General features: G+C 70.3%; 12 protein-coding genes. 4 read left to right on the top strand and 8 right to left on the bottom strand.

Annotated features, from left to right (window positions below; all coding sequences use genetic code 11):
* Positions 1 to 97 precede the first annotated feature (97 nt).
* From ACIOHP_RS07925 to ACIOHP_RS07910, 4 genes are all read right to left on the bottom strand, one after another.
* Entirely contained in the window at positions 98 to 2,143 is a 2,046-nt protein-coding gene (locus tag ACIOHP_RS07925; protein ID WP_361538632.1) for an NAD(+) synthase, read from the bottom strand.
* A 75-nt stretch (positions 2,144 to 2,218) separates the two neighbouring features.
* Positions 2,219 to 4,165 carry a protease pro-enzyme activation domain-containing protein gene (locus tag ACIOHP_RS07920; protein ID WP_401884327.1) on the bottom strand — a complete coding sequence of 649 codons (1,947 nt, stop codon included), beginning with the start codon at positions 4,163 to 4,165 and terminating at the stop codon, positions 2,219 to 2,221.
* Between the two features lie 184 nt (positions 4,166 to 4,349).
* Positions 4,350 to 4,991, bottom strand: a complete 642-nt coding sequence (locus ACIOHP_RS07915) for a DUF305 domain-containing protein (protein WP_401884325.1) — start codon at positions 4,989 to 4,991, stop codon at positions 4,350 to 4,352.
* Positions 4,970 to 5,629 (bottom strand): DUF3105 domain-containing protein, encoded by a 660-nt coding sequence (locus ACIOHP_RS07910; RefSeq protein WP_361538638.1) that lies wholly within the window; start codon positions 5,627 to 5,629, stop codon positions 4,970 to 4,972. Before ACIOHP_RS07910 ends, ACIOHP_RS07915 begins: the two co-directional genes overlap by 22 nt.
* A 351-nt stretch (positions 5,630 to 5,980) precedes the next feature.
* Here ACIOHP_RS07910 and ACIOHP_RS07905 point away from each other — a divergent pair, with 351 nt between their 5' ends.
* On the top strand, positions 5,981 to 7,342 hold the full coding sequence (locus ACIOHP_RS07905) for a glutamine synthetase family protein (protein WP_327716723.1): 1,362 nt from the start codon (positions 5,981 to 5,983) through the stop codon (positions 7,340 to 7,342).
* 130 nt (positions 7,343 to 7,472) lie between these two features.
* The gene (locus ACIOHP_RS07900; RefSeq protein ID WP_351689099.1) at positions 7,473 to 7,895 is read left to right on the top strand and encodes a hypothetical protein; all 423 of its coding nucleotides are present in this window, start codon (positions 7,473 to 7,475) and stop codon (positions 7,893 to 7,895) included.
* A 39-nt stretch (positions 7,896 to 7,934) separates the two neighbouring features.
* Here the strand turns inward: ACIOHP_RS07900 and ACIOHP_RS07895 are convergent, their stop codons facing one another.
* The 3 genes from ACIOHP_RS07895 to ACIOHP_RS07885 all read right to left on the bottom strand — a co-directional run bounded on the left by ACIOHP_RS07895 (position 7,935) and on the right by ACIOHP_RS07885 (position 9,694).
* Complete coding sequence (locus tag ACIOHP_RS07895; RefSeq protein ID WP_401884320.1) at positions 7,935 to 8,369, bottom strand: VOC family protein; 435 nt, start codon at positions 8,367 to 8,369, stop codon at positions 7,935 to 7,937.
* 21 nt (positions 8,370 to 8,390) lie between these two features.
* Complete coding sequence (locus tag ACIOHP_RS07890) at positions 8,391 to 8,903, bottom strand: pyridoxamine 5'-phosphate oxidase family protein (RefSeq protein WP_361538641.1); 513 nt, start codon at positions 8,901 to 8,903, stop codon at positions 8,391 to 8,393.
* Positions 8,904 to 8,965: 62 nt separating this feature from the next.
* Positions 8,966 to 9,694, bottom strand: a complete 729-nt coding sequence (locus ACIOHP_RS07885) for a LuxR C-terminal-related transcriptional regulator (RefSeq protein WP_401884317.1) — start codon at positions 9,692 to 9,694, stop codon at positions 8,966 to 8,968.
* Positions 9,695 to 9,850: 156 nt separating this feature from the next.
* Between ACIOHP_RS07885 and ACIOHP_RS07880 the strand changes: the two genes are divergently transcribed.
* Together ACIOHP_RS07880 and ACIOHP_RS07875 are read left to right on the top strand one after the other, a co-directional pair.
* Positions 9,851 to 10,735 (top strand): hypothetical protein, encoded by an 885-nt coding sequence (locus ACIOHP_RS07880; protein WP_401884314.1) that lies wholly within the window; start codon positions 9,851 to 9,853, stop codon positions 10,733 to 10,735.
* A gap of 761 nt (positions 10,736 to 11,496) precedes the next feature.
* Complete coding sequence (locus ACIOHP_RS07875; protein WP_361538647.1) at positions 11,497 to 14,490, top strand: bifunctional [glutamine synthetase] adenylyltransferase/[glutamine synthetase]-adenylyl-L-tyrosine phosphorylase; 2,994 nt, start codon at positions 11,497 to 11,499, stop codon at positions 14,488 to 14,490.
* On the opposite strand, the gene ACIOHP_RS07870 is transcribed toward ACIOHP_RS07875, so the two are convergent.
* Entirely contained in the window at positions 14,478 to 15,428 is a 951-nt protein-coding gene (locus ACIOHP_RS07870) for a DMT family transporter (protein ID WP_401884311.1), read from the bottom strand. The genes ACIOHP_RS07875 and ACIOHP_RS07870 overlap by 13 nt on opposite strands.
* Positions 15,429 to 15,441: the final 13 nt, after the last annotated feature.

Genomic DNA, 15,441 nt, shown 5'->3' with positions numbered 1-15,441 from the left:
GGCGGACACCCCCCGGTACGTCCCCTGCTCGCCGTTGCGCCGGTGCGGGCCCGTCCCGTCCGGGGTGAATGACTCCCGTACGGCAGGCCCCCCAAGGTCAGTCCGGCAGGTCGAAGCGTTCCAGGTCGCGCAGCCAGGCCCTTGCCGAACTGTCCGACGGTGCGCGCCAGTCACCTCGCGGCGACAGTGAACCGCCCGCCGACACCTTCGGTCCGTTCGGCATCGCCGAGCGCTTGAACTGGGCGAACGCGAAGAAGCGGCGGCAGAAGACCTCCAGCCACTTCCGGATCTCCGCCAGGTCGTAGGACCCCCGCTTCTCCTCGGGGAAGCCGGGCGGCCAGGCGCCGGTGGTCGTGTCGTGCCAGGCGTGCCAGGTCAGGAACGCGATCTTCGACGGCCGGAACCCGTAGCGCAGTACGTGGAACAGGGTGAAGTCGTGCAGCGCGTACGGGCCGATCTTGGACTCGGTGGACTGCATCTCCTCACCCGGCACCAGCTCCGGGCTGATCTCCGTGTCGAGGATCGCGGAGAGGATCTTGCCGGTCCCGTCGTCGAACTGGCCGCTGCTGATGACCCAACGGATCAGATGCTGGATCAGTGTCTTCGGTACGCCGGAGTTGACGTTGTAGTGGCTCATCTGGTCACCCACGCCGTACGTGGACCAGCCCAGCGCCAGCTCCGACAGATCGCCGGTGCCGAGCACGATGCCGTTGTGGTGGTTGGCGAGCCGGAAGAGGTAGTCGGTGCGCAGGCCGGCCTGCACGTTCTCGAAGGTGACGTCGTACACCGGCTCGCCGGAGGCGAACGGGTGGCCCATCTCCTTGAGCATCAGACGAGCGGTGGGCGTGATGTCCAGCTCGGCCGCGGTGACGCCGAGCGAGCGCATCAGGGCGTGGGCGTTGTCCTTGGTGTGGTCGCTGGTGGCGAAGCCGGGCAGGGTCCAGGCCAGGATGTCGCTGCGCGGGCGCCCCGCGCGGTCCATCGCACGGGCGGCGACGATCAGGGCGTGCGTGGAGTCGAGGCCGCCGGACACCCCGATGACGACCTTCGGGCCGCCGATCGCGGCGAGGCGCTGCTGGAGGCCCTCGACCTGGATGTTGTAGGCCTCGTAGCAGTCCTGGGCGAGACGGTCGGCGTCGGCCGGCACGAACGGGAAGCGCTCCAGGTGACGGCGCAGTCCCAGGTCGGTGAGGGGCGGGTCGAGTTCGAAGGAGACCGTCCGGAAGTCGGCCGTCCGGGCCCTGTGGGTGCGGCGGTTGTCGTCGAACGTGCCCATCCGCTGCCGCTCCTGGCGCAGCAGGTCGAGGTCCACGTCGGCGATGGCGTACGAGTCGCCGAGCGGGAAGCGCTCGCTCTCGGCGAGCAGGACGCCGTTCTCGTAGATCATCGTCTGGCCGTCCCAGGACAGGTCCGTGGTCGACTCGCCCAGGCCGGCCGCCGCGTAGACGTACGCGGCGAGGCAGCGTGAGGACGCCGAGCGGCACAGCAGTTTGCGGTCCTCGGCGCGGCCGACCGTGATCGGGCTGCCGGAGAGGTTGACGAGGAGGGTCGCACCGGCGAGGGCGGCCTCCGCGCTCGGCGGCACCGGGACCCACATGTCCTCGCAGATCTCGGCGAAGAGCACGAGACCGGGGACGTCCGCCGCCTCGAAGAGCAGGTCCACCCCGAACGGTACGGATGCGCCGCCGACCCGGATCGTGCCGCCGCGCTCGTCGGCGCCGTCGGCGATCTGCCGGCGCTCGTAGAACTCCCGGTAGTTCGGGGGGTACGACTTGGGCACGACGCCGAGGATCCGGCCACGGTGGATGATCACCGCGCAGTTGTAGATCCGGTTGCGGTGCCGCAGCGGGGCGCCGACGACCAGGATCGGCAGCAGGTCGGCCGACCCGGCCACCACGGTCGCGAGGGCCGCCTCGACCTCGTCGAGCAGTGCGTCCTGGAGCAGCAGGTCCTCGATGGAGTAGCCGCACAGGACCATCTCGGGGAAGACCGCGACGGCGACGCCCTCCTCGGCGCACCGGCGCGCGTGCCGCAGGACCGATTCGGCGTTGGCGGGCGGGTCGGCGATGACGGTGTGGCCCGTACAGGCGGCCACGCGTGCGAACCCGTGCTGATAGATCGACCAGAAGTTCAGTGGAGGCACGGGCCCAGTGTAATCGTCAGAGCGACGCGATGGGGTGGCGCAAGGTGTACGTCACCTCACGCCACCCCATCGGTCTCAGTGGCGGCGGAACGATTCGACGTAGCCGTTCGCGGGCGTGCCCACGCCCGTGACGTCGTCGTAGCCCTTCACGGCGGACAGCGAGCTGTCCTTGCCGAGGGAGCGGACCGACGTGGTCAGACCGTCCGTGGCGTCATAGCCGTTCACGAAGTCCACGCGCGCGACGGCCAGTTGGCGGCTCGTCGGGTTGTCGGTGACGTCGTGGTAGGCCTTCGTGCCGTACTTGGCGTAGATCGACGGGTTGGCGAAGCCGATCGCCTTGCCGCCGCGCGCCTCCTGGGCGAGGGCCTGGACGGCCGCGATGACCGGCGAGGCCAGCGAGGTGCCGCCGATGCGGTACTCGCTGTACGACTCGGAGCCGTCCGCCTGGGTCTGCGTCTGGCCGACCAGGAAGCCGGTGTTCGGGTCGGCGATCGCGGAGATGTCCGGGACGACGCGGTTGCCGGCGGCGTTGTTGGCCTTGGCGAGCGCGTCCGGGACGACACCCTTCTGGTAGAAGGGCTCGGCGACCGTCTTGCTGGTGCCGCCGCCCGCACCGGAGGTGAACGCGCCGGGGAAGTTCGTCCAGCTCTTGCCGTCCGCGGACAGCGTGGCCTTCTCGGTGCCCCAGCCGGTCTCCCACAGGTACTTGTCGCCCTTGCCGACCGCCAGCGAGGTACCGCCGACCGCCGTCACCCACGCCGAGTTGGCCGGGGTGTCGACCTGCTTCGTCCCGGTGTTGGCGACCTCGTCGCCGTTGTCGCCGGAGGAGAAGTAGAAGCCGATGCCCTCGACCGCGCCGAACTGGAAGACCTGGTCGTAGGCGGCGGCGAGGTCCGGCGTCTGGTTGGCCTCGATGTCACCCCAGGAGTTGGAGACGAGGTCGGCCAGATGCTTGTCGACGATCTTGCTGAGGGAGTCCAGCAGGTCGTCGTCCATGCAGGACGAGGCGCCCACGTAGGTGACGTTCGCGTCCGGCGCGACCGCGTGCACGGCCTCGACGTCGAGGGTCTCCTCGCCGTACCAGCCGGAGGCGTCGCACTCGTCGGCGCCGGTGTACCTGTAGTTCTTGGGCAGCACCTGGGACAGCTGGCCGGTCTTCCAGGCGGGGTCGCCGTGCTTCTTCGCGTAGGTCTGCGCGTCGAAGGCGATGGTCGGCGAGGCGAACGCGTCGGTGATGGCGACGCGCACCCCCTTGCCCGTGTACGAGCCCGCGCCGTACGCGGCCCGCAGCTGCTTGCCCGTGTAGCCCTTGACGGCGTACGGGATCTTGCCGCCGTACGCGTCGGGCAGGGTGCTCGCGGTGTTCGAGCCGTAGTACGACGAGAACGGCCCCGAGTTCTTGAACACGGCGCCCGGACCGGGCAGTTGGTCCTTGTGGCTCGCCTTGTGCGGGGCGTTGTCCAGGCCGGTGACGGTCAGCACGGCGCCGTTCAGGCTCTCCGGTGCGGAGGCCGTCCTCGACGGGGCGCGGTAGGTCTTGGAGCCCTTGGCGTAGTTGTGCAGCTGGGTGCCGAACGCCTTCTCGGCGGCGGCCACGTCACCGGAGACGGAGACGTAGTGCCGCGTGACACCGGTGACCTTCAGGCCCGCGGACGCCAGCCACGACTTCACCGCGGCCACCTGGGCCTTCGTGGCGCCGAAGCGGGCCTGCGCCTGCTGGGCGCTCAGGTACTTGCCGTACGACGCCGAAGCCGGGTCGGACACGGACTTCGCGTACGCGGCGAGGCCGGTCGCGTCCCGGCCGGCGAGGTAGACCCGGGCGGAGACCTGTGAACTGTCGGCGGTGGCGCCCTTGTCGGCCTTGGCCGTGGCCCACGCGGGCCGGGTGCCGGCCAGTGTGTCCCGTGCCGGGCCGTCCGCGGCGTGCGCCGCGGGTATGCCGAGCGCCAGCGCGCCGGCGATCATGGGCAGTGTCGCTGCCATGCTCACACCGGCACGCAGAGTGGCGCGGTTGGATCTCATGGAACCCCCTGTATGCGGTTCGTCTCGAGTGGATCACTCGACGGTGGCCACTCTTTCGATGAACCGTTCATGCCAGGGGAATACGAGTCCCAAGAAGACCCCAATTAACCTAATGACAAGGCCATTTGAAGGTTAAGGCGCCACGAGAACCGAGGGTTAACCCTCTAAGGCCCTCGAAGACCCTCTAGGAACGCGGTTTCGCGCCGCGCTCCTTCAGCATGTCCGTCATCAGGCCGATCTCCGACTCCTGCGCGTTGACCATGCCCTGCGCGATGTCCTTCTCCACCTTCACCTTGCAGCGCTCCACGCAGCCCTCGGCCATGTGGATGCCGCCCTTGTGGTGGTCGGTCATGAGCTGGAGATAGAAGATCTCGGCCTGTTTGCCGCTGAGTTTCCTCAGCTTCTCCATCTCCGTGTTGGTCGCCATGCCCGGCATCAGCGCGCCGTCCTCGCCGGAGGCCATGCCGCCCATGTCCATCCAGGTCATCGGCGGGTCCGACGACACCTTCGGCAGACGCCACAGATCCAGCCAGCCCAGCAGCATGCCGCGCTGGTTGGCCTGCGTCTGCGCGATGTCGTACGCGAGCAGCCGTACGTCCTCGTCCTTCGTACGGTCGCGGACGATGAACGACATCTCCACCGCCTGCTGGTGGTGCACCGCCATGTCCCGCGCGAACCCGGCGTCCGCGGAGTCCGCGGTCGGGGTGTCGGCGGAGCCGTCGTCCTGGGTGACGGCGTAGGTGATCCCCCCGGTCGCGACGAGCACCGCCGCCGCGCCCGAGGCGATCCAGCCGGCCTTCCTCACTACGACAGACCGCCCTGGCACGTCGCACCCTTCTCCGGAGTCTGCTCGCCCTGGACGTACGTCTCGAAGAACTTGTCGACGTTCGGGTCGGCGGCGCTCGTCACCGTCCGCTGGTGGCCCCACGCCGTCAGCATGATCGGGGCCGCCTGCTTCTCGTACGGGCTCATCAGCGTGTACGGCGTCTTCTTCACCTTCGCCGCCAGCGCGTCGATGTCGGCCTTCTTGGCCTTGGAGGTGTACGTCACCCAGACCGAACCGTGCTCCAGCGAGTGCACGGCGTTCATGTTGTTGAGTTCCTTGGTGTAGACGTCGCCGTTGCAGTTCATCCAGCGGGCGTCGTGGTCACCGCCGGCCGGGGGCGTCATCGGGTACTTCACGGTCTTGGTGACGTGGGTCTGGGAGAGCTTCGACGACCACGTCTTCACCCCGTCCTTGCCCGTGGTCCAGTGGCCCGGGTTGCTGGAGTCGGCCGTCGTGCTGCCGCCGTCGTCCTGCGACCGCACGAGCACGACGCCGCCCACGACGAGAGCGGTGACGACGGCCACGCTCGCCCCGATCGTGAGGAGCCGGTTACGGCGTTCGCGGGCCTGTTCGGCACGCCGCATCTCCGCTATTCGAGCCTGGCGCTCGGCGGAGTTCTTGTTCTTGGCGGAACCCATGGGGTGTGTCCTTCTGGGTAAGGAGGGCCGGTCGGGTCCGCTGATCGTAATGGGGAAGGAGGTGTCTCCAGAAAGGGAGGGCACAGGAATGGCCGAAGACCGGGCGCCCGCGGAGATCCGGGTCCGCCGAGGTTCCGACACGCCCGGCATTACTTATACGGGTCCGAGCAGGCAAGATGGGCGGCAGAACAGTACACCTGCCGTACGTGAGGCGTTCGCCCGGAGGTCGGCCCGCCGATCATGGTCCGCAACACGGATGAAATGGTGTTGTGGTGGGATGCTCAGGTGCCCGACCGTCTCGCGCGGGACCGCAGACAGGTGGCCTGACCAGCAAGGATGGGGAAGCTGAAGATGGACAAGCAGCAGGAGTTCGTGCTCCGGACGTTGGAGGAGCGCGACATCCGGTTCGTACGCCTGTGGTTCACGGACGTGCTGGGCTTCCTCAAGTCCGTCGCCGTGGCCCCGGCCGAACTGGAACAGGCCTTCGACGAGGGCATCGGATTCGACGGCTCCGCGATCGAGGGCTTCGCCCGGGTCTACGAGTCCGACATGATCGCCAAGCCGGACCCGTCGACCTTCCAGATCCTGCCGTGGCGCGCCGAGGCGCCCGGTACGGCCCGGATGTTCTGCGACATCCTCATGCCGGACGGCTCGCCGTCCTTCGCGGACCCGCGCTACGTGCTCAAGCGCGCGCTGGCCCGCACCTCGGACCTGGGTTTCACCTTCTACACCCACCCCGAGATCGAGTTCTTCCTGCTGAAGGACAAGCCGCTGGACGGCACCCGTCCCACGCCGGCCGACAACTCGGGCTACTTCGACCACACCCCGCAGAACATCGGCATGGACTTCCGCCGCCAGGCGATCACCATGCTGGAGTCGATGGGCATCTCGGTGGAGTTCTCCCACCACGAGGGCGCCCCCGGCCAGCAGGAGATCGACCTCCGCTACGCCGACGCGCTCTCCACGGCGGACAACATCATGACGTTCCGCCTGGTCATGAAGCAGGTGGCGCTGGAGCAGGGCGTCCAGGCGACGTTCATGCCGAAGCCGTTCAGTGAGCACCCGGGGTCCGGGATGCACACGCACCTCTCCCTCTTCGAGGGCGACCGCAACGCGTTCTACGAGTCGGGCTCGGAGTACCAGCTCTCCAAGGTCGGCCGTTCCTTCATCGCGGGCCTGCTGAAGCACTCCGCGGAGATCTCCGCGGTCACCAACCAGTGGGTCAACTCCTACAAGCGCATCTGGGGCGGCTCGGAGCGCACGGCGGGCGCCGGCGGCGAGGCCCCCTCGTACATCTGCTGGGGCCACAACAACCGCTCGGCCCTGGTCCGCGTCCCCATGTACAAGCCCGGCAAGACCGGCTCCGCCCGTATCGAGGTCCGCTCGATCGACTCCGGCGCCAATCCGTACCTGGCGTACGCCGTCCTGCTGGCCGCCGGCCTCAAGGGCATCGAGGAGGGCTACGAGCTCCCGCCGGGCGCCGAGGACGACGTCTGGGCGCTGTCGAACGCCGAGCGCCGCGCGATGGGCATCGAACCCCTCCCGCAGAACCTCGGCGAGGCCCTGACCCTCATGGAGAACAGCGACCTGGTCGCCGAGACGCTGGGCGAGCACGTCTTCGACTTCTTCCTCCGGAACAAGCGGCAGGAGTGGGAGGAGTACCGCTCCGAGGTGACCGCGTTCGAGCTGCGGAAGAACCTTCCGGTGCTGTAGGCACGTATACACAGGAAGGGCCGACGGTCATGGACCGTCGGCCCTTTCGCGTGTCCGCAAATACCTGCCGAGAACATCCCAAGCCGTGGCATGATCGCGCCACATCAGTCAGTGATCAAGGAGCGATTGCATGCGAACTCGCGCAAGGGTGGGGCTCGTCGGCGCGGCCGCGGCGGTTCTGGTCGGCACCGTCTCGGGTGTCGCCTGGGCCGACAACAACGTTCACACCTGTACCGCGTCCGCGGACGACGACGGTGGCAGGGACTGCAGTTTCTGGTTCTACAAGGAGGACGGCAACACCCAGGTCGGGTACGCCGGATTCCAGGCGTACGGCGAGCACCTCATCGCCGACGACAGCTGGACCGACGGGCGTGGTGTGTTCGTCTCGGCCTCGTGGAGCGGGGGCTACAAGGAGATATGGGCCACGGGCGGCAACGGCGACTACGAGAACGTCAACCTGTCCATCGGTGAAGGCGTTTCCGTGACAGTGACGGCGTGCCAGACCGACAACGGGGCGCTTCTCAACTGCGCGACGCAGACCTCCAGGGCGTGACGACGGGGGCGCGGGCCGGCCCGCGCCCCCGCACGTGCGCTACTTGCCTGCCAGCTTCGCCAGCACCTGGTGCAGCGGCTCCGTCTCGCGGCGCTTGTACTCCTGGATCGCCCAGCCGTTTCCGTCCGGGTCCTTGAAGTACATGAAGGTGGCACCGTCCTGCGGGGCGAACTGCACCGGCTCGCTGACGTCGAGGCCGCGCGCCGTCAGCTCCTCGTACGCCGCCTTCGCGTCCGTGACGCACAGCTGCATGCCGTGGTACGTGCCCGGCTGCGGTGTGCCCGTGGGGACCTGGAGGCCGTCGACCAGGGCGATGGAACAGCCCGAGCCCGGCGGCGTCAGTTGGACGATCCGTACGCCCTCCATCACCTCGCCGTCGAGGTCCACGTGGAAACCGACCTTGTCCTGATAGAACTCCTTGGCTCGATCCACATCGGAAACCGGCAGCAGGATCACTTCGAGGGACATGTCCATGGCGTTGACTCCCTTGTCACGTCAGTCGAACCGCCAGCGGGTCTGGCTGAACGGCTCCCCCTTACCGAAGCCGAAAACCGTGCGCGGCGCCACCGAGAAGACGAAAGCGTGCCCGGCACCGTGCTGGAAGCCGCCGTTCCGCACCTCGAAGCGCCAGAACTCCCCGTACTTCTCCTCCCACGCGGCCGCCAGCTCCCCGAGCCGCCCGTCATCGACGACGCGCACCGCCTCGCCCTCCACGACGAGGTCGTAGCCCTCGTTCCAGGTGTTGACGCCGGTCGTCAGCACGACGTGCGGGTTCGCCGCGAGATTGCGGGCCTTGCGCTCCTCCGGACCCGTGCAGAAGTGCAGCGCGCCGCCCGACCAGACCGCGGGCAGCGGGGTCACATGCGGACGCCCGTCCGGCCGGACCGTGGAGATCCAGAACAGCTCGGCCCCGACGAGGATCTTCAGCGCCTCGGACCAGTCGGCCACGGTGGCCGTGCCGTCGCTGTAGCGGGTGTCGAGACGGGCACGGGGTTGCTTGTCGATCATGGACGGGCCTCCAGACTCGTTGCCTCGCAGGACAGACCGGCGGCGGATCCAGAACTCATCGGTCACAGGATTTCCGGGTCGGGGAAGACACGGGCCACCGCGGCCGTACGGCTCGACACCCCCAGCCTGCCGAAGGCGTTCTCCAGGTGCTTGCGGACCGTGCTCGGGGAGACCGAGAGCTGCTCGGCGATCTGCGGGGTGTCCAGACCCCGGGCCACACATCGCAGGACGTCGAACTCGCGTGGGGTCAGTCGCACGGGAGGCCGGTGCCTGCGGGCGGCCTCCTTGTAGATCTCGTACACATGGGGAGCCAGCAGCTCCAGGGTGGTCATCTCGTGCGCGGTGAACGGTTTGGAGCCCGTACGGAAGAACTGGAACACACGGGTGCGGTTCGGGGCGGTGGGCAGGGCGATGTCCGCGATGGTTGGGCACGGGGCCAGGAACTCCGTGTAGATCGGCAGGTTCCGCAGTTCCCGCACCGAGAGGAAGTCCGCCATCTGCGTCGTCTCGGGAACGTCGTGCGGCCGGCAGACCTGCAGGCACTGCAGGTGCTGGTGGCGCCAGGGCCAGTACGCGTCCATCCCGCAGTCGCCGTCCTCCTCGATCGTCTCCTGGCTGTTGAGCTTCCGCCTGGTCGGGATGTCCAGCTCGCAGAAACTGGCGTCGTCGCAGGGGACCAGGCGTTGCAACCCCAGCAACAGGGACTTCGGCGGAACGCCGCCCGACAGATCCCGCCGCGCCTCCTCCAGGACATCGGCCATGCGCCGCATGTGGACTTCGGCCGTCGTCATGGGTGCCTCCCGAGGAGGGTCTCGCCTCCTGCGAACGTACTCCCGCGCCGCCCGTGAACACCGGGATTCGTCAAATGACGAATGGGCCCGGGCAGTTGAGCGGAGCATCGTCGATTCCGACAGCACTTCGGCTGCCGGAGGACACGGAGGCATCCCATGCGTTCCCACCTGCGCCCCTACGACGGTCGCGGCCACCCGCGTCCGCACCGGCCCGCCGCCCTCGCCACGGGCGCCGCCATGCTCGTCGCGGCCCTGCTCGCCACCGGCTGCGAGTCCGCGACCACGAAGGCCGCCCCCGAGGCCGCGCCCGAGAAGGCCGAGGCCTTCACCACCGTGCGCTTCACGCTCGGCACCCGCGGCGGCGTCCAGCTCCACGGGGCCTCCCGTGAGGCGGTCACCGCGGCCGGGTCCTACGCCGTCTCCGCGGGCCGCGCACACCCCTTCGCCCGCCCCGACGGGCGGCTGCTGGTGGTGCTGCGGCACTGGTCCGAGGCCCGTACGGAACGGGCCACGCGCGGGCGGGCGCCCCGGCGGCTCGTGCCACCCGAGGAGGCCGCCGTCGAGACGGGCTTCCTGGTCGACACCGCGGACTGGGTGCGGGCCGACCTCGACGGACACCCGCTGCAGTGGCTGCGCGACGACACGATCCGCGTCGACACCACGAACGGCACCGTCGGCGACCTCAGCAGTCTGACCCTGTCCGGACCGCACGGGGGTCGGTCCGGACAGCCCGTCCCGCCGCCGGGCGACCCCGGGTGCGAGAAGCCCTCGCAGCTGGTCCTCCCGTCGGTCGAACCGGGCACGTCCGTGACGGCCGTACTGACCCGGCTGCGCGCCCGCTGCCTCGACGTCCAGTACGCCACCCTGCCCGGCAAGGGCACTCCCGGCACCGTCCAACGGGTGTACGTCCCCCTTGCCGGCCACCCCGTCGCGGCCGCCTTCCTGCCACCCCTCGAAGGCACCACGGCCCCGGGCCGCATGCCCGGCGACAAGATCCTCACCGACGCGTCCCGCCCGGCCACGCTGGTGGTGACCCGCTGACACCACCCCGGCGCCCGGCGCTCGCATCCCGCCGCCGACGCCGGGACGCCCGGAGGCCGCTGCCCAGCCCCGGCGCCCGGTCGCACCGGGCTCCGGCGTCCGCTGGCCGCTGCCTAGCCCGGCGTCCGGTCGCAGCCTCGCTCCGGCCCTCCGGAGTCCGCTGCTTGCTGCCTGGCCTCGGCGTCCGGAGGTTGCTGCCTGGCCTCGGCGTCCGCTGCTTGCTGCCTAGCCTGGCGTCCGGTCGCAGCCTCGCTCCGGCCCTCCGGCGTCCGCTGGTTGCTTCCTGGCCTCGGCGTCCGGCGGTTGCTGCCTGGTCTCGGCGTCCGGAGGTTGCTGCCTAGCCTGGCGTCCGGTCGCAGCCTCGCTCCGGCGCCCGGCGGTCGCTGCCTCGCTCCGGCGTCCGGCGGTTGCTGCCTCGCTCCGGCGTCCGGCGGTTGCTGCCTCGCTCCGGCGTCCGGCGGTTGCTGCCTAGCTCCGGCGTCCGGCGGTCGCTGCCTCGCTCCGGCGCCCGGAGGTTGCTGCCGACCCCGGCGGCCGGTCGTTCCGGCGCTTCGACGCCTCGGCGTCCGGCGGTCGCTTCCTGGCCTCAGACCCGACGCCCCGGCGTCCGGTCGCTTCCCCGCCCCCACGTCCCGCGCCCATTCCCCACCCCCGGCCACCGGGACCGGGCCGCGTCTCACCCGCTCGATCCGTCCCGGCGCTTCTCTCACCCTCTGCGGTTAGGCTCAAGCACGTATGACCTTGATCGGAGGAGGCCGAGGATGACGGCGCCGGGGCGCAGGAGCAGTACCTTCAGTCGGCTGCTGCGGCACGGGTTCACCGATCCCTCGGCTGCCGAGCGGCTGCTGGACGGCCCGGAGCTGACCGGCGTACGCAATGATCCCGTGCTGCTGGAAGCCCTCGGGGCCACCGCCGACCCCGATCTCGCGCTGCACGGCCTCGTACGGCTCCTGGAGGCACAGCCCGCCCCCGCCGCCCGCAGGGAGCTGCTGGACACGGTGATAGCGGCCAAGCCGTTGCGCGACCGTCTGCTGGGTGTGCTGGGGGCCTCCGCCGCGCTGGCCGAGCATCTGGCCCGGCACGCGGGGGACTGGCAGGCGCTCGTCATGTACGAGCCGCGCGATCTGCACCCCGGTGTGGAGGAGTTCGAGCGCGGGCTCGCCGAGGCCGACGACCCGGTCTCCCTGCGCGTCGCCTACCGGCGCTGTCTGCTGTCCATCGCCGCCCGTGACGTGTGCGGCACCACCGACATCGCCGAGACCGCCGCCGAGCTCGCCGACCTCGCCACCGCGACCCTGCGCGCCGCCCTCGCCATCGCCCGCGCCGCCGCTCCCGACGACGCCGCGCTGTGCCGGCTCGCCGTCATCGCGATGGGCAAGTGCGGTGGCCATGAGCTCAATTACGTGTCCGACGTCGATGTCATCTTCGTCGGCGAGGCCGTCGAGGGGGCCGACGAGGGCAAGGCCATGCGGTCCGCCACCAAGCTCGCCTCGCACATGATGCGGATCTGCTCCGAGACCACCGTGGAGGGGTCGATCTGGCCCGTCGACGCCAACCTGCGGCCCGAGGGCCGCAACGGCCCGCTGGTGCGGACACTCGCCAGCCACCTCGCCTACTACCAGCGCTGGGCCAAGACCTGGGAGTTCCAGGCCCTCCTCAAGGCCCGCCCGGTCGCCGGGGACATCGAGCTCGGCGACCAGTACGTCAGCGCGCTGGAACCCCTCGTCTGGAAGGCCGCCGAGCGCGAGAACTTCGTCGCCGACGTGCAGAAGATGCGGCGCCGGGTCATCGAGAACATCCCGGTCGCCGAGGTCGAGCGTGAGCTGAAGCTGGGTCCCGGTGGCCTCCGCGACGTCGAATTCGCGGTGCAGCTGCTGCAGTTGGTGCACGGCCGGGCCGACGCCTCCCTCCGCAGCGGCACCACCCTCGACGCGCTCCAGGCCCTCGCCGCCGGCGGCTATGTCGGCCGCGACGACGCCGTACAACTCGACGACGCCTACCGCTTCCTGCGCTCCATGGAGCACCGCATCCAGCTCTACCGGCTGCGCCGCACCCACCTCGTCCCCGAGGACGACGCCGACCAGCGCCGTATCGGCCGCTCCCTGGGCCTGCGCACGGATCCGGTCGCCGAGCTGAACCGCGAGTGGAAGCGGCACACCAGTGTCGTACGGCGACTGCACGAGAAACTCTTCTACCGGCCGCTGCTCGACGCCGTCGCCCAACTCGCGTCCGGCGAGACCCGGTTGCGCCCCGAGGCCGCCCGGGAGCGGCTGGTCGCGCTCGGGTACGTCGACCCGGCCGCGGCCCTGCGGCACCTGGAGGCGCTCGCCTCCGGCGTCACCCGCAAGGCCGCGATCCAGCGAACTCTCCTTCCCGTACTGCTGGGTTGGTTCGCCGACTCCGCCGACCCGGACGCGGGCCTGCTCAACTTCCGCAAGGTGTCGGACGCGTTGGGCAAGACCCCCTGGTATCTGCGGCTGCTGCGCGACGAGGGCGCCGCCGCCGAGAACCTCGCCCGCGTGCTGTCCGCCGGGCGCCTCGCCCCCGACCTGCTCATGCGCGCACCGGAAGCCGTGGCGCTGCTGGGCGACAGCGACGGTGGGCTCGAACCGCGCGGCCGGGCGGCGCTGGAGCAGGAGATCCTCGCCGCGGTCAGCCGCGCGGACGGCGCCACGCAGGCGGTCACCGCGGCCCGCGGAGTACGCCGCCGCGAGCTGTTCCGTATCACCGCCGCCGACATCGTCGGCTCCTACGGCACCGAGACCCAGCCCGCCGAGGCCGACCAGGGAGCCCTGGTGGACCGGGTCGGCGGCGCCGTCTCCGATCTCAACGCGGCGACCCTCGCGGGCACCCTGCGCGCGGTGGTCCGCGACACCTGGGGCGACACCCTGCCCACCCGGTTCGCCGTCATCGGCATGGGCCGCTTCGGCGGTCACGAACTCGGCTACGGCTCCGACGCGGACGTCCTGTTCGTCCATGAGCCGCGCAACGGCGTGCCCGAGCAGTCGGCCTCCGAGGCCGCCAACAAGGTCGTCTCCGAGATGCGCCGTCTGCTGCGGCTCCCGAGCGCCGACCCGCCCCTGCTGATCGACGCGGACCTGCGCCCCGAGGGCAAGTCGGGGCCGCTCGTACGGACGTTGAAGTCGTACGAGGCGTACTACCGCCGGTGGTCGCTGGTCTGGGAGTCGCAGGCCCTGCTGCGGGCCGAGGTCGTCGCCGGTGACGAGGATCTGGGGCGGCGTTTCATCGAGCTGATCGATCCGCTGCGGTATCCGGCGGAGGGACTCGGTGACGATGCCGTACGGGAGATTCGGCGGCTGAAGGCGCGGATGGAGTCGGAGCGGTTGCCTCGCGGCGCCGACCCGAAGCTGCACACCAAGCTGGGACCGGGTGGGCTGTCCGACGTCGAGTGGGTCGTGCAGCTCATGCAGTTGCAGCACGGGTGGGCGGAGCCGGGGCTGCGGACCACGCGGACGCGGGAGGCGCTTGCCGCGGCGTGCGCCGCGGGGCTCATCGCCGGGGAGGACGCCGAGATCCTTGACGAGGCTTGGGTGTTGGCGACTCGGGTGCGCAATGCGGTGATGCTGGTCCGGGGGAGGGCGGGAGACACCTTCCCCACTGATCCGCGTGAACTGGCCGCTGTGGGGCGGTACTTGGGGTATGGGCCCGGGCATGCGGGGGACATGCTGGATGACTATCGGCGTACGGGGCGGCGGGCCCGGGCCGTGGTGGAGACATTGTTCTACGGGGCGTAGAGCTCTTCCTTCGGGCGCGGCGCCGTCGTGGTTGCTCGCGCCCGCGCGGCGGTAGCCGCAGATTCGACACAGCCCCGCGCCCCTTTCACGCGTGTCATCGCCACGCCTGCCAGGACGATCGCCATGCCGATGAGCACCCGTACTCCGACCTGCTCGTCCAACAGCACCGCACCCAGCGCCACCGACACCACCGGCAGCAGATAACCCACCGTCGCCGCGGTCGTCGCGCCCTCGTCCGCGATCAGGCGGTAGTTGAGGTAGAAGGTCACGCCCGTGCCCAGGACGCCCAGGGCGGTCACCGCGAGGAGGGCGGTCATGTCGGCGTCGACCGGGCCCGCGAGCGGAAGGGACAGTGTCGTCCAACCCGTCGCCATGAGCAGCTGCGCCGCGGACATCGCCATCGGCGCCTGCTTGTCCGTGAGGTTGCGGGCCATGTACGCGAACGCCACGGCATAGCTCGCCGCGGCCCCCAGCAGGGCGAGCGCACTCCAGCTCAGCAGGCCCGAGCGGTGCCAGGGGGCGAAGATCAGGACCGTGCCGGCGAAGCCGAGGAAGAGACCGGCGAGGCGCAGGGGGCGCAGGCCGCGGTCGGTGCCGAGGAGCAGGCCGATCAGCAGCGACCACAGGGGTGTGGTCGCGTTCAGGACGCCCGCGATCCCCGAGTCGAGGCTCTGCTCACCCACCGCGAACAGGGCGAACGGGATGGCGTTGCAGAACAGCGCGGCCACGACCAGATGACCCCAGGTGGCCCGTGAGCGGGGCATTCGCTGACCGGCCGCGCGGGCCAGGACCAGCAGGGTCGCCGTGCCGAGCGCGCAGCGGACGACGGTGATCTGCGCGGGGGAGAGGCCGTGGTTGAGGGCGAGCTTGATCCAGAGGAACCCCGAGCCCCACAGGAGGGCGAGGGCGGTCATGCGGAGCGTGGAGGCGGGAGACATGCCTCTACGGTCC

The sequence above is a fragment of the Streptomyces sp. NPDC087859 genome (assembly GCF_044742595.1).
Lineage (GTDB): Bacteria > Actinomycetota > Actinomycetes > Streptomycetales > Streptomycetaceae > Streptomyces > Streptomyces canus_F.
Note: the sequence above shows the minus strand (reverse complement) of the source record. Positions and strands in the feature narration are given on the sequence as shown.